This window comes from Roseovarius sp. JB2-10, from assembly GCF_055693585.1.
In genome coordinates this window covers 3413777-3427231 of sequence record NZ_CM146337.1, presented here as the reverse complement: position 1 = coordinate 3427231, position 13455 = coordinate 3413777, and the positions used below count along the sequence as shown (strand labels likewise).

The 13455-nt window shown below is 59.8% G+C and carries 11 protein-coding genes; 4 read left to right on the top strand and 7 right to left on the bottom strand.

The genetic code is table 11. From position 1 onward, the window contains the following. Positions 1-50 precede the first annotated feature (50 nt). Positions 51-971, top strand: a complete 921-nt coding sequence (locus tag ACZ1HJ_RS17060) for a DMT family transporter (RefSeq protein WP_472719835.1) — start codon at positions 51-53, stop codon at positions 969-971. 7 nt (positions 972-978) lie between these two features. Here ACZ1HJ_RS17060 and ACZ1HJ_RS17055 read toward each other — a convergent pair whose 3' ends face one another. Continuing rightward, a complete protein-coding gene (locus ACZ1HJ_RS17055; RefSeq protein WP_472719834.1) occupies positions 979-1761 on the bottom strand; it encodes a glycoside hydrolase family 25 protein in 783 nt (260 codons plus the stop codon). Next, complete coding sequence (locus ACZ1HJ_RS17050) at positions 1761-2423, bottom strand: DUF938 domain-containing protein (RefSeq protein WP_472719833.1); 663 nt, start codon at positions 2421-2423, stop codon at positions 1761-1763. The genes ACZ1HJ_RS17055 and ACZ1HJ_RS17050 overlap by 1 nt, the downstream gene beginning before the upstream one ends. A gap of 286 nt (positions 2424-2709) precedes the next feature. On the opposite strand from ACZ1HJ_RS17050, the gene ACZ1HJ_RS17045 reads away from it, so the two are divergent. After that, positions 2710-3351, top strand: a complete 642-nt coding sequence (locus tag ACZ1HJ_RS17045) for a Hint domain-containing protein (RefSeq protein WP_472719832.1) — start codon at positions 2710-2712, stop codon at positions 3349-3351. A gap of 148 nt (positions 3352-3499) precedes the next feature. On the opposite strand, the gene ACZ1HJ_RS17040 is transcribed toward ACZ1HJ_RS17045, so the two are convergent. The 4 genes from ACZ1HJ_RS17040 to ACZ1HJ_RS17025 all read right to left on the bottom strand — a co-directional run bounded on the left by ACZ1HJ_RS17040 (position 3500) and on the right by ACZ1HJ_RS17025 (position 8479). Further along, complete coding sequence (locus ACZ1HJ_RS17040) at positions 3500-4573, bottom strand: BMP family ABC transporter substrate-binding protein (RefSeq protein WP_472719831.1); 1074 nt, start codon at positions 4571-4573, stop codon at positions 3500-3502. A gap of 44 nt (positions 4574-4617) precedes the next feature. Continuing rightward, positions 4618-5538: an ABC transporter permease gene (locus ACZ1HJ_RS17035; RefSeq protein ID WP_472719830.1), complete on the bottom strand. Its 921-nt coding sequence runs from the start codon at positions 5536-5538 to the stop codon at positions 4618-4620. Between the two features lie 313 nt (positions 5539-5851). Further along, positions 5852-6934, bottom strand: a complete 1083-nt coding sequence (locus ACZ1HJ_RS17030) for an ABC transporter permease (protein ID WP_472719829.1) — start codon at positions 6932-6934, stop codon at positions 5852-5854. Positions 6935-6961: 27 nt separating this feature from the next. Continuing rightward, positions 6962-8479 carry an ABC transporter ATP-binding protein gene (locus ACZ1HJ_RS17025; protein WP_472719828.1) on the bottom strand — a complete coding sequence of 506 codons (1518 nt, stop codon included), beginning with the start codon at positions 8477-8479 and terminating at the stop codon, positions 6962-6964. Positions 8480-8625: 146 nt separating this feature from the next. On the opposite strand from ACZ1HJ_RS17025, the gene dnaE reads away from it, so the two are divergent. Beyond that, the gene (dnaE, locus tag ACZ1HJ_RS17020) at positions 8626-12126 is read left to right on the top strand and encodes a DNA polymerase III subunit alpha (RefSeq protein ID WP_472719827.1); all 3501 of its coding nucleotides are present in this window, start codon (positions 8626-8628) and stop codon (positions 12124-12126) included. A 140-nt stretch (positions 12127-12266) separates the two neighbouring features. Next, on the top strand, positions 12267-13154 hold the full coding sequence (locus tag ACZ1HJ_RS17015; RefSeq protein ID WP_472719826.1) for a hypothetical protein: 888 nt from the start codon (positions 12267-12269) through the stop codon (positions 13152-13154). 6 nt (positions 13155-13160) lie between these two features. Here ACZ1HJ_RS17015 and ACZ1HJ_RS17010 read toward each other — a convergent pair whose 3' ends face one another. Beyond that, entirely contained in the window at positions 13161-13358 is a 198-nt protein-coding gene (locus ACZ1HJ_RS17010) for a SlyX family protein (RefSeq protein ID WP_472719825.1), read from the bottom strand. Positions 13359-13455 lie beyond the last annotated feature (97 nt).

Sequence of the window (13455 nt, the reverse complement as noted above, 5' to 3'; positions counted from 1 at the left end):
CGCAAGAAACGGGTCGCGCCCGCAGGCAGGCCTGTGCCAAGACTGTGCGCATGTCTACACCATCAACACCTTCGATCTCTGCATTCGCGGCTTTGCTGCTCTTTTTGCTGGCGGCCGTCTGGGGCGGATCGTTCTTTTTTGCCGAATTGGCACTGACGCAAGTCCCACCGCTGACGATCACCTTGCACCGGGTTTTCTGGGCTGTGCCGGTTTTGATCGCTGTGGTGTGGTGGCAAGGGATACCCTGGCCGCGCAGCCTGCGCATCTGGGGCGCTTTTCTGGTGATGGGCGCGCTGAACAACGCCATCCCCTTTTCGCTGATCTTCTGGGGACAGACACAGATTGAAAGTGGTTTGGCTTCAATCCTGAATGGCACAACAGCCGTGTTCGGTGCCGTCGTGGCAGGCCTTTTGCTCAAGGACGAACCGCTTACGGCGCGCAAACTGCTTGGCGCCGCCTTTGGTGTGGCGGGTGTGGCCGCCATCATGGGGGTTGAAGTGCTTACGGGTCTGGACGCGCGCAACCTGGCGCAGCTGGCCATTTTGGGGGCTGCACTCTCCTACGCCTTTGCCAGCGTCTGGGGCAAGGTGGCACTGGCCGGGATCCCGCCACAGATGAATGCACTGGGGATGCTGATCGGCAGCACAATCCTGATGATACCGGTGGCCATCTGGCATGACGGGATGCCACAGCTGGCCCTGTCGGTGCCGGTCTGGGCCTCGCTTCTGGCCGTGGCCGTGATGTCGACCGCTCTGGCGTATCTGATGTATTTTGCCATTCTGGTACGGGCGGGTGCCGCCAACCTGATGCTCGTGACCTTGTTGATCCCGCCCTTTGCCATCGCTTTGGGCAGTCTCTTTCTGGGGGAAACGCTCGGACGGGAGGCGTGGATTGGATTTGGCCTGATCGGGCTTGGCCTCATCATCACCGATGGTCGGGTCTGGGCATGGCTGCGGGGTGCCCGCGCCTAAGCTGTGCTTATCGCTGCCGCGCGGACAACCATTGCTGCCATTGCGCGCTATTGCCGCCAAAGACATTCAGATCGACCTCGACATCAATGCCGTTGATCACACCTGTGCTGCTATATTGCCAAAAGCGCCAGGGCTGACCGGGATAGACCTTATCCGGTGTTTTGGCGGTGGTACGGAGCCAGAATTCTTCGCCTTGCAGGCGGTTCAACCCTGCATCCTCATAGAACCCGGGCGTGGTGTAGATGATCGGACGCTGGCCATAGCGGCGCTCGACAATATCCATAAACACCTTCATCTGGCGCCGTACCTCGGCGCCGGGAGGACGCTTTTTGCAGGTCGGGGAAAAGGGGTTCCATTCCATGTCGAGGACCGGTGGCAGAGTGCCTTTGGTGCGTGGGACGTTGCGGATGAACCAGCGCGCCTGAACCTCCGGCTTGGTGCAGAAATAATAGAAATGATAGGCCCCGCGCGCGATACCTGCGCGTTTGGCCCCGCGCCAGTGATCCTGAAAGAGAGGGTCGAGCAGATCACCCCCTTCTGTGGCCTTCATAAACACAAAACTTACGCCCGCCCGACGCGCCTTGCGCCAGTCAATCGGGCCTTGAAACCGGGCCACGTCGATGCCGTGGATCGGATAGGTGTTGGGTGCCCGGCCGGTCCAGGCAACGGGCTTATTGTCCCCAAAGCGCACGGGCGCCGTGCCGTCATTGGATTGGGCGTGTGCCGGTGGCGATGCGGCGAAACATGCGGCCAGGGCCAGCACAGACAAAAGGGTCAACGGTCGCAACATCACGGGGCCTCCTTCGGGCGTTCACTGATCACAGTCAGGTTGTTTGCGGGCATGTCAACCTGCGCCAGCACGCGCAATCCGGCATCGGCCAGCCATTGCCCAACGTCGCCGATGTCTTTGTACCCGATGGCCGGATCCGCCGCGCGCAGGCTTGCATCAAAGCGGGCGTCGCCCTCTGACGTGGCCTGCCCATCGCGCAGAAACGGACCGTAGATGAAAAACCGGCCGCCAGGGGCAAGCGCGGCCGCGGCTTCGGTGATCAACACCCGGGCCTCGGGCGCGTTGATCAGGTGCAACAGATTTACCAGGAGGATGACGTTCTGGTCCGCATTGTGTGGCCCCCAGCCGGGGGATGTGGCGTCCAGATGCCGGGCTGGTTTGACATTGGGTGCGCCCTCGACCCAGGCGTCGATACTGGCCAGTCGGGCGGCCTCGACATCTGTGGGCTGCCAGATCAACCCCGGCAGGGATCGCGCAAACCCCGCCACGTGCTGACCTGTGCCGCTGGCGATCTCAAGCGCGCGGCCATTGGGCGCGGCGTGGATATAAAGCATTTCGGTGATTGCGGCCGCGTTGCGTTCCGCAGCAGGTGCCTGCATGCGCGCGCCGTCACCGGCCTGCGCGACCGAGGCATTGGCCGGTATTTGCCTGCGCTGCGTCATGGGGTGTTTCCTGCTTGATTTCCATCAGCCTGCCACGGTGCGCGGTAAAGGAAAAGCTTTTCCTGTTATCCTTTCGGGCTGCGTCAATTGCGAAATTCTATCGAAAATTTTTGGTAGATTTTGGGGGGCCAGGTGTTCGGGCAGTCGGCGACAAAGAGGCGTTTTGTTCTGGTTTCGACCTTAAAACATGGGTTTCGGCGCATCCGTCACAATCTGTCCACACTCGCACCCAATTTCCGGCGCATTAACCTTGAAAAGTTAGAGTGGGAATTGGAAGGAGTGGACTATGGGATTTGCAGCTTCGTTGACTACGGCCATGAAAACGGACCGTCGCTATTTGACCGGCTTATGCAGTGGCGCCAATGTGCGGACACCGCTTGGCGCGCGCCATGTCGATATTCTTCACCCCGGTGATATGGTGGTGACACGTGACAATGGTCTGCAACCAGTCCGCATGATCTGGACCCGCACCGTCACAGCCGCCGAAATGCGTGAACGCCCCGAACTGGCGCCGATCCGTCTGCGCCCCCGCGCCGTTGGCCCGATGATGCCAGCACGGGATTTGCGCATTGCCTGCGGTCACCGCGCCCTGATCCCCGGTTATCGAATTTCTGGCGTGGAAGACGCCCAATCCTGCCTGATGCGCGTCGGTGCTCTGGCTATGGCCAGCGACGAAGCATTTGCAGATATGAGCGCTGAGAGCGTGACCTATTACAACCTGGTATTCGACAATCAGGAAGTATTCTGTGCCGAGGGCTTGCCGGTCGAAAGTTTCCGCCCGTCACCCAAGGCAATGGCAGAAATGGACGTAGCCGCACGCGAAGAACTGTTGGGTCTCTTCCCTGAGATTTCACCAAAGCGCTGCCCGTATCCCGGCCTGCCGCACCCAACGGCACAGGCCCGCGCCTACCGTCCCGATTGCGCCTGACAATATCCGGCGAAAGCAGGGTGCTCCTGCCATACCTCTGATGTCCACGGCTCAAGGTTAACTCCCTTGGGCCGTTTTCTTTTGGCGTCTTTGGCCAAAGAAAAACCCCCACCGGATGGCGGGGGTCTGCGTTCGTTCTGAGGGAGGGTTACTCCGGGATGTCGCCTGTCAGGCCTTCAACGTAGAACGACATACCGGCCAAGGTACCATCATCGGCCACTTCCCCTTCGGCCAGCCACGCGCTGCCGTCCTGTTTGTTCAGAGGACCGGTAAAGGGGTGGTATTCACCCTTGCCGATGGCATCGACCATGGCCAGCGCCTCAGCTTTGATGTCGGCAGGCACGGCATCAGTGATCTCGCCGATTTCAACCATGCCTTCGGGGATGCCATCCCACGTGTTCACGGATTCCCACGTGCCATCCATCACGGCCTGCGTGCGCGCGATGTAGTAGGGCGCCCAATTGTCGATGATCGAGCTGACGCGCGGGAAGGGGGCGTATTCGCTCATATCTGAAGCCTGACCAAAGGTAATGACACCCCCGGCTTTCTCGGCAGCAACCTGAGGCGCGGTTGAATCCGTATGTTGCAACACCACATCGGCGCCCTGTTCGATCAGGGCGGTGGCGGCATCAGCCTCCTTTGCTGGTTCAAACCAGGTGTAGGCCCAAATGATCTTGAACTCGACATCCGGGTTCACGCGTTTGGCGTGGATATAGGCGGCGTTGATGCCCCGGATCACTTCAGGGATCGGATAGGAGGCGATGTACCCGATGATGTTGGATTTGGTCATCTTGCCGGCGATATGTCCCTGCACCGCGCGGCCTTCGTAAAACCGTGCCGAATAAACCGACACGTTCGGTGCGGTTTTAAACCCGGTGGCGTGTTCGAATTTCACATTCGGGAATTTTTCCGCGACGCTGATTGTCTGGTCCATGAAGCCAAAGGACGTTGTGAAGATCAGGTCCGCCCCTTGCAGGGCCATCTGGGTGATCGCCCGCTCGGCATCGGGGCCTTCGTCGACGCTTTCCTGAAACACGGTTTCAACCTTGTCACCAAAATGCGCTTCGATGGCCAGGCGTCCCTGATCGTGTTCATAGGTCCAGCCGCCATCGCCGACCGGGCCGACATAGATAAAGCCGACTTTGGTTTTGTCCTGTGCGATCGCGCTGGTTGCCAGGCCAAGGGCCATGGCGGCCCCGGTCAAAAGCATCTTCAGTTTCATGTCATTTCTCCCCTTGGTGGTCTTTGCAGTCGTTGTTACGGGCGTCAGCCCGAGGCGTGAAAGATGCGGCCAAGTGAGCCGGGTGCGCGCGAGCGATCCGCCGACATGATGACCAGCACCAGAATGGTGATCAGATAGGGCGACATTGAAAGATACTCGACCGGAATATCAACCCCTGCCGCCTGCAGGTTTAGTTGAAGCACCGTCACACCGCCAAAAAGATAGGCACCAAGCAGCACGCGGCCCGCTTTCCAGCTGGCGAAGACCACCAGCGCAAGGGCAATCCATCCGGCACCAGCGGTCATGCCTTCGGTCCATTGGGGGACGCGGATGAGGCTGATATAGGCGCCGCCCAACCCTGCGCAGGCCCCGCCAAAGAGGATCGCCAGCACCCGGATGCGCACCACCTTGTACCCAAGGGCATGGGCGGCATCGTGGTTTTCGCCCACGGCCCGCAGGATCAGGCCGCCGCGGGTAAATTTCAGAAACGCCCAGAGGGCCGCCACCAGAGCCAGCCCGACATAGACCATCGCATCATGGGAAAAGAGGATCGGACCCAGAACCGGGATATCGCTGAGCAACGGGATGTTCAGGGGGGCGGTCTGCGGTGGTTTGATGCCCACATATCCCTGACCCAAGAGAGCGCTTAGCCCCAGACCAAAGAGGGTGAGCGCAAGACCCGACGCCACCTGATTGGCCAAGGCAAACTGCGTGAGCAGCGCAAAGAGGCTTGCGAGTAACGCGCCCCCGGCGGCAGCAGCGACAAAGCCCAGCATCGGCGATCCGGTCTCAACGGCCACGGCAAATCCGCAGATGGCGCCCGTGATCATCATGCCTTCCACGCCCAGGTTCAAAACGCCCGCCCGTTCCACGACCAATTCCCCCAGTGCGGCAATCAGAATGGGGGTGGCGGCGACCATCAGCGACGCCAGCAACAGGACCGGGTTGATTGAGGACAGGTCCACTATCCAAATCCTCCACCAAAAACAAAGTGCAGTACGACCCAGACCAAAAGGCCGACACCCTGAGCGGCAAAGAAAGTACGATTGCTCCATCCATCTCGGTCCACCTTTTGAGCGGACTTTGATTGGACTTTCTGGAACATCGAAGCAATTAGGATTGGAAGAACAATCGGTATGACAAACAATGCGAATGCGATTATCGCGATCCACCATGGAAAAAGCGCTATAATACCCACCCAAATTAGTATTGTCGGTAAAAAGTAACCGGTTACCAGTCCCAGTAGAACAGATGCCAAATCGTAGTCTTGAAAAGGTTTCATGCGACCTCGCTCTTGGTCCTGCGAAGGCGGAAATTGGTAAGCACGTCGACGGCCAGCAGAAAAAACAGCATCATGCCTTGGAAAAGCTGAATGGCGGCGGCGGGCAGGCCAAGGTTTGATTGGGCCAGCTCACCACCGATATATGTCAGCGCCATCAAGAGCCCGGCCAGCAGGATACCCACCGGGTGCAAGCGGCCTAGAAAGGCCACGATGATGGCGGTAAACCCATAGCCGACGTTAAAGCCGATGTTGATTTGCCCGGCTGGGCCCGAGACTTCGAAAAGACCCGCAAGACCGGCCAACAGGCCCGAGCATCCAAGGCAGAAGATGATCAGCAGCCGGGGTTTGACACCGGCGAACCGGGCGGCCCGCGGGGCCTGACCGCTGAGGCGAATATGGTATCCAAGGATATGCCGGTGGAGCAGGATGTATGCAAAAACCACCGCGATCAGCGCGGCGGCGACGCCCCAATGCATGCCGGTTCCGGGGATGATCTCGGCATTATGCGCGCTGGCATATTCCCTGAAATTCCGGCTACCGGGAAATCCGCGCCCTTCCGGATTGCGCAAGGCGCCAAGGGCCATGGCCGCCAATAGCTGTTCGGCCACGTAGACCAGCATAAGCGAGACGAGGATTTCGTTGGTGCCAAAGCGGATTTTCAGAAGGGCGGGGATCATGGCCCAGGCCCATCCCCCCAATGCGCCGGCCAGCACCATCAGCGGAAAAACGATCCCGCTTTCATAGGGGTAGAAGGCAAGACCCACGGCGGCGCCGCACAGTGCGCCGATGATGTATTGCCCTTCAGCGCCAATGTTCCAGATGCCCGCCCGAAATCCAAGCGACAGGCCAATGGCGATAAGAACCAGCGGCGCGCCTTTGACCAGCAATTGCGGTCGGTAGTAAAAGGCGAATTCACCAAATAGTGGCTCCCAGAAAATCGTCCGGATGGTCTCCACCGGTGGCTTGCCCAGAAGGCCAAAGAGCAATCCACCCACGATCATGGTGACCAAAACGGCAATCACGGGCGTGAGCCATGCCCATAATGTCGAGGGCTGGGGGCGGCGTTCCAGTCTCAGCACAGGTGTGGCCCCTGTTTCTGGCGCGGATCAGACATGCGCCACCTCGGTGCCGTGCGCCCCGGCCATCATCATGCCGATTTCATCCACACTCAGGTCCTTGGCCGGTCGGATATCTGTAAGTCGTCCTTCGTTCAGCGCTGCGAAACGGTCGGAGATTTCCATGAGTTCGTCCAGATCCTGACTGATACAGATCACGGCGGTCCCGCCTTCTGCCAGATCAATCAATGCCTGCCGGATTGCGGCGGCGGCCGCGGCGTCAACGCCCCATGTGGGTTGATTGACCACCAAGACCTCGGGCCGTTGCAACACTTCTCGACCGATGACGAATTTCTGCAAGTTGCCGCCGGACAGGGCGCGCGCAATGGTTTGGGTGCCCGGTGTCCGGACGTCAAACCCGGTGATGATGCGTTCGGCAAATGCCTGGGCCGAATGCCATTTCAGAAACCCCCGGTGCAGCAGGTTTTCCCGGGCGGCACCCGTGAGTAACGCGTTCTCAGTCAGGCTCATACCGGGTGCGGCGGCGTGGCCGAGCCGTTCTTCTGGCGCACTCAGAAGGCCGCGTTTGCGCCGCGCCGTTGGCCCCAAGCGACCGATGGCGTGGCCCTCGAATTTGATCGCTTGCGCCGGGCAGCGCAGCTCACCCGAGAGGGCACCGAGCAATTCATCCTGCCCGTTGCCGGCGACCCCGCCGATGCCCAGAATTTCGCCGTGATGAACCGACAATCGGACATTTTTCAAAGATGTGCCGAAGGTGCCCGGTGAGGTGAGCGACAGATTGTCGATCTCAAGTGCTAAACCCCCCGGCGTGTGGCCGGCGCGGGCCGTGGCGGCGAAACTGTTGCCCACCATCATCTCCGCCATGGCGCGGGCCGAGGTTTGCCGGGGATCGCAGCTTCCCACAACCCGTCCGGCTCGCAGGATCGTCGCCGTATCACAGAGCGCGCGAATTTCCTCGAGCTTGTGCGAAATGTAGAGGATGGCCACGCCCTCGGCGGTCAGTTTGCGCAATGTGGCAAAGAGAATATCGACCTCCTGCGGGGTCAGCACGCTGGTGGGTTCATCCATGATCAGCAGTTTGGGGTCTTGCAGAAGGCACCGGATGATCTCCACCCGTTGTCGTTCGCCGGCGGACAGATCACCCACGATACGCGCCGGATCAAGCGGCAAACCGTATGTCTGCGAAACGTCACGGATCCGGGCGGAAAGATCGCGCTGTTTCGGTGGGTTTTCCATGCCAAGCGCTACGTTTTCGGCCACGTTCATCGCATCAAAAAGGGAAAAATGCTGGAACACCATGGCGATACCGGCCATGCGTGCCGCCCGCGGTTCGGGCGGGGCAAAAGCGGTGCCGCGCAGAGTCATCGTGCCCGTATCAGGCGCGACCAGCCCATAGATCATTTTGACCAATGTGGATTTTCCGGCGCCATTTTCGCCCAAAAGCGCATGTACTTCGCCCGCCCGGATGTCGAGCGAGACGTCGTCATTGGCGATCACGCCGGGATAGGCCTTGCTCAGCCCGGCAATCGACAGAAATGTGTCTTGCATCCCATCCCCCGCAGGACGTGCGCCCGGCAAGGCCAAGCTCGTTTTGATCGGAGCTTAGCAGGAAATCTGCCGCTGCGACCATAGCAATTTCGCCGCAAAGGCCGGAAGCGCTGGCGCAGCCTTGGGGCCTGTCATAGGATGCCCGCATGAGCAGCGCTGTCCGATTCATCCACCTCCGTCTTCATACTGAATATTCTTTGCTGGAAGGGGCGGTGCGGTTGAAAAAGCTGCCCGGTCTATGCGCCGATCTGGGCATGCCCGCCGTGGCGGTAACCGATACCAACAACATGTTTGCCGCGCTGGAGTTTTCCGTGACCGCCAGCGGGGCGGGGATCCAGCCGATCATGGGCTGCCAGGTGGATTTTGCCCAAGGATCCGCCGCGCCGGGAGAGAAAACTCAACCGCCCGCGCCATTGGTATTGCTGGCACAAAATGAGCAGGGGTATGAAAACCTGATGAAGCTCAACTCGGCGCTCTATCTGCGCGGGGATGGGCAATTGCCGCATGTCACGATGGACGATTTGCAGGCCCATGCCGCGGGCGTGATTTGTCTGTCTGGTGGGCCGGACGGGCCGGTGGGGCGGCTTTTGCAGGCCGGTCAGGGGCCCGCGGCAGAGACCTTGATGCGCGGATTACACGCGGCCTTTGACGACAGGCTTTATGTCGAGTTGCAGCGCCATCCCGGCGAGGACGGCGCGCCGCAGTCGGAGCGTCTGACCGAGCGGGGCTTTATCGAAATGGCCTATGGGATGGGTCTGCCGCTGGTGGCGACAAACGATGTCTATTTCCCGAAATCCGACATGTATGAAGCCCATGATGCCATGATCTGCGTCTCGGAAGGGGCCTATGTGGATCAGTCGCATCCGCGACGCAGGTTGACCAACCAGCATTATCTGAAGTCGCCACAGGAGATGGCGGCACTCTTTGCGGACCTGCCGGAAGCGATTGAAAACACGGTTGAAATTGCACGGCGCTGTGCCTTTGGCACGTATCGGCGTGATCCTATCCTGCCGAAATTTGCCGATGATGAGGTTGATGAATTGCGGCGTCAGGCCGAGGCGGGCCTGAAGGAGCGTCTGGCCGTCATCCCCCATGCGGCCCCGGTTGAGGAATACGAAAAACGGCTCGAATTCGAGCTTGGGATCATCGAAGGGATGGGCTTTCCGGGCTATTTCCTGATCGTGGCCGATTTCATCAAATGGGCCAAGGATCACGATATCCCCGTGGGGCCGGGCCGGGGGTCCGGTGCGGGCAGTTTGGTGGCCTATTCGCTGACGATCACGGACCTTGATCCGCTGCGCTACAGTCTGCTGTTCGAACGGTTTTTGAACCCCGAGCGGGTCTCGATGCCTGACTTTGACATCGACTTTTGCATGGATCGCCGCGAGGAGGTTATCCAATACGTGCAGGAGAAATACGGTCGCGACAAGGTGGGGCAGATCATCACCTTCGGCGCGCTGCTCAGCAAGGCGGCGGTGCGCGACATCGGGCGCGTGTTGCAGATGCCTTACGGGCAGGTGGATCGCCTCAGCAAGATGATCCCGGTTGAGGGCGTGAAACCCGTCAGCATTGAAAAGGCGCTGGCGCAGGAGGATCGTCTGCGCGAGGAGGCCAAGAACGAAGAGGTTGTGGACCGGCTGCTGAATTACGGGATGCAGGTCGAAGGATTGCTCCGGAATGCATCGACCCACGCGGCGGGTGTGGTGATTGGCGACAGGCCATTGGATGCGCTTGTCCCGCTCTATCAGGATCCACGATCCGATATGCCGGCCACGCAATTCAACATGAAATGGGTGGAGCAGGCCGGTCTGGTCAAGTTCGACTTTCTGGGCCTGAAGACCCTGACAGTGATCCAAAATGCCATGGAGCAAATCCATGGTGGCGGGCGTGACCTGCATATCGCGGCGGATGGGCGCGTGATTTACGAACCTGCACCGGGGGCGGAAAACCAGATCAACGCGATCCCGCTGGATGATGCCAAGACCTACGAGCTTTATTCGCGGGCGCAGACGGTTGCGGTGTTCCAGGTGGAAAGTTCGGGCATGATGGACGCGCTCAAGCGCATGAAGCCTGATTGCATCGAGGACATCATCGCGCTTGTGGCGCTTTACCGGCCCGGCCCGATGGAGAACATCCCGAAGTTCTGTGAGGTCAAGAATGACCTTTCAGATCGCGAAACGCTGCACCCGTCGATTGATCACATTCTGGACGAAACCCAGGGCATCATCGTCTATCAGGAACAGGTGATGCAGATCGCGCAGGAAATGGCCGGGTACAGCCTTGGTGGCGCGGACCTTTTGCGCCGTGCGATGGGTAAGAAAATCCAGGAGGCGATGGACGCCGAGCGGCCCAAATTCATCAAGGGGGCCAAGGAAAACGACGTTGACGACAAGACCGCGCTCGAGGTCTGGAACCTCCTGGACAAGTTCGCGAACTACGGTTTCAACAAATCCCACGCCGCCGCCTATGCGGTGGTCAGCTATCAGACGGCCTGGCTCAAGACCAATCATCCGGTGGAGTTCATGGCCGGGGTGATGAATTGCGATATTCACCTCACGGACAAGCTTGCGGTCTATTTTGAAGAGGTCAAAAAAGGCCTCGATCTGCCATATGTGCCGCCTTGCGTGAACCGGTCTGAGGCCACGTTCACCGTCAAATCCGGGGCGCTGCACTATGGGTTGGGCGCGCTCAAGAACGTCGGTGTCGAGGCGATGAAACTGATCACCGATGGGCGCGGGGACAAGGAATTCGCCACGCTCTATGATTTTGCCCGGCGGGTGGACCTCAAACGTATCGGCAAGCGTCCGCTGGAAATGTTGGCGCGGGCCGGGGCGTTTGACGTGCTCGACCGCAACCGCTGCCGGGTTTTTGACAGCGTGGAGCGTCTGACAAACTATTCCGCTGCGATCCATGAGCAGAAAAGCTCCAATCAGGTGTCGCTTTTTGGCGAGGCAGGGGATGATCTGCCCGAGCCGCGGCTGGCGCCGGTGGAAGATTGGTTGCCCGCCGAGCGGCTGACCGAAGAATTCAAAGCGGTGGGTTTTTATCTCTCGGGCCATCCGCTGGACGACTACATGACCGTGCTCAAGCGCAAGGATGTCAAAACGCTGGACGATGTGCGCCTGACCGCCGAACGCGGCGCGGCGGTGATGAAAATGGCCGGGGTTGTTGCGGGCCGCCAAGAACGCAAATCCGCCCGGGGCAACCGGTTTGCCTTTGTCCAGCTCAGCGACACGACGGGCGGTTACGAGGTGACGATGTTCTCCGATACTTTGGAGAAATCGCGCGAATACCTCGAAACTGGGTCGCAGGTGGTGATTACTGTTGAGGCCACGATGGAGAGCGAGCAACTCAAACTTCTGGCCCGGGCGGTACAGCCGATTGATGGCCTTGTGGCGGATGCCGGTGCCATCGGGCTACGGGTGTTTGTCGACACGCCCGCGGCGATCCCTTCGGTTGCGACGGTCTTGCACGACGCGGTTGGCTCGGTCAAAAATGCGGGTCGCGGACCAATTGTATTTTGTCTGCTAAACAATGACCTGCCGGGCGAAGTTGAAGTAGACGCCGGGCAGGAATTCCCGGTTAATCCCCAGATCAAGGGCGCGATCAAAAGTCTCGAAGGTGTCGTGACCGTCGAAGAAATCTGATCGGGTCGTGCGTCGCTGCTGCGTGCGAAAACGAGCCGGTTTTGCCCTCTGAATCACCCTCAGACTGGACCTGACCCCGCCATTTGCGCTAAGAGCGGGCGGGTTACGGGTGACATGCGTTTTGGTGTGGAGGGGGAATTGTGAGACATTTATGCGCGCTGACCGCAGTGATGTGGCTGGGAGCCTGTGGCGATCCTTTGGCCACGATGCCGCGCCTGTCCGATGAAAATCTCTCCGATGATCCGGCCGTTATGGGGGTGCGCGCCCAACCGGAAGCCAACGCGGAATTTGAAGTTGGTGCCAAGGATGAAGGCGGCTTTTTCAGCCGGTTGCTGGGCCGTTCCGCACCAGAGGGTGACATTGAACCGGCCAACGAAGATGCCGTGATCGACACGGCTGTGCTCGCCCCGGAGGAAGGTTTGCCGCCCGAAGCGTATGGCGTGCCGTCGCGTGTCACGCAGCCTGTGCAAGAGGAAAGAGGGCTTTTCGGGCTCTTTTCCCGCGGCACCGGCGCATCGACGGATAATCAACCGGGCGGGGTGGCATCGGCAATCGCACCGGGGACCGTGTTGCCATATGGAGCTGTGGCCGCGGTTTGTGATCTGCCCAAGAGCGCAATGGGCAAAGAAGTGGCGCGCTATCCCGAGAACCGCCCGCGGCACCGGCTCTATGATACGGATCCGGGCAATACGGGACCGCACACGTTTTATCTGACCGGGTTCAAAGATGGCTGCGTGCGCCAGTTCACCGCGTCGCTTGCGCTTTTCGGATCGGTGGGGATGCATGAGCAGCTGCGATATGGACTGCCTGCCGAGGTTCAGCCCTATAGCGACACGGATAAGGCCTATGAAAAGGTCAAATCCCGGGTCTGCAGCGTGCCGCGCAAGAAACCCTGTGGCCCGAAACTGACCCGGCTGGAAGGCGGCACCGTGTTCCTGAGCATCTATGAAAAGTTTGGCGTGAACGAGAGATGGTCCAACCTGCTTCTGCATGACGGGCAGTTGCTGGCCAAGGACATCAAAGGGTAGCGGATTTTACCAGTGGGGCGGGCGTTCATCCCCGCCAACCACGATTTGTCCGCCGATGTTTGCTTCGCGCTCGGCTTCACGTTCCATCAGCATCTGCACCCGACGCGTGAGCATGGCGATCTCGGTTTCCTGGCGGGCGATCACATCCGACAGTTCGTCTACGGTTTTCACCAGGTGCGCGATCTGTTCTTCGATATGGGTCATGCCCCTGATTTAATGGGAAATGTGGATGCTGGCAACCACGGCGCCGCTTGCCCCCGAGCGGCCCATCCGATAGACCGCGCGACAAAGACAAGCCGCA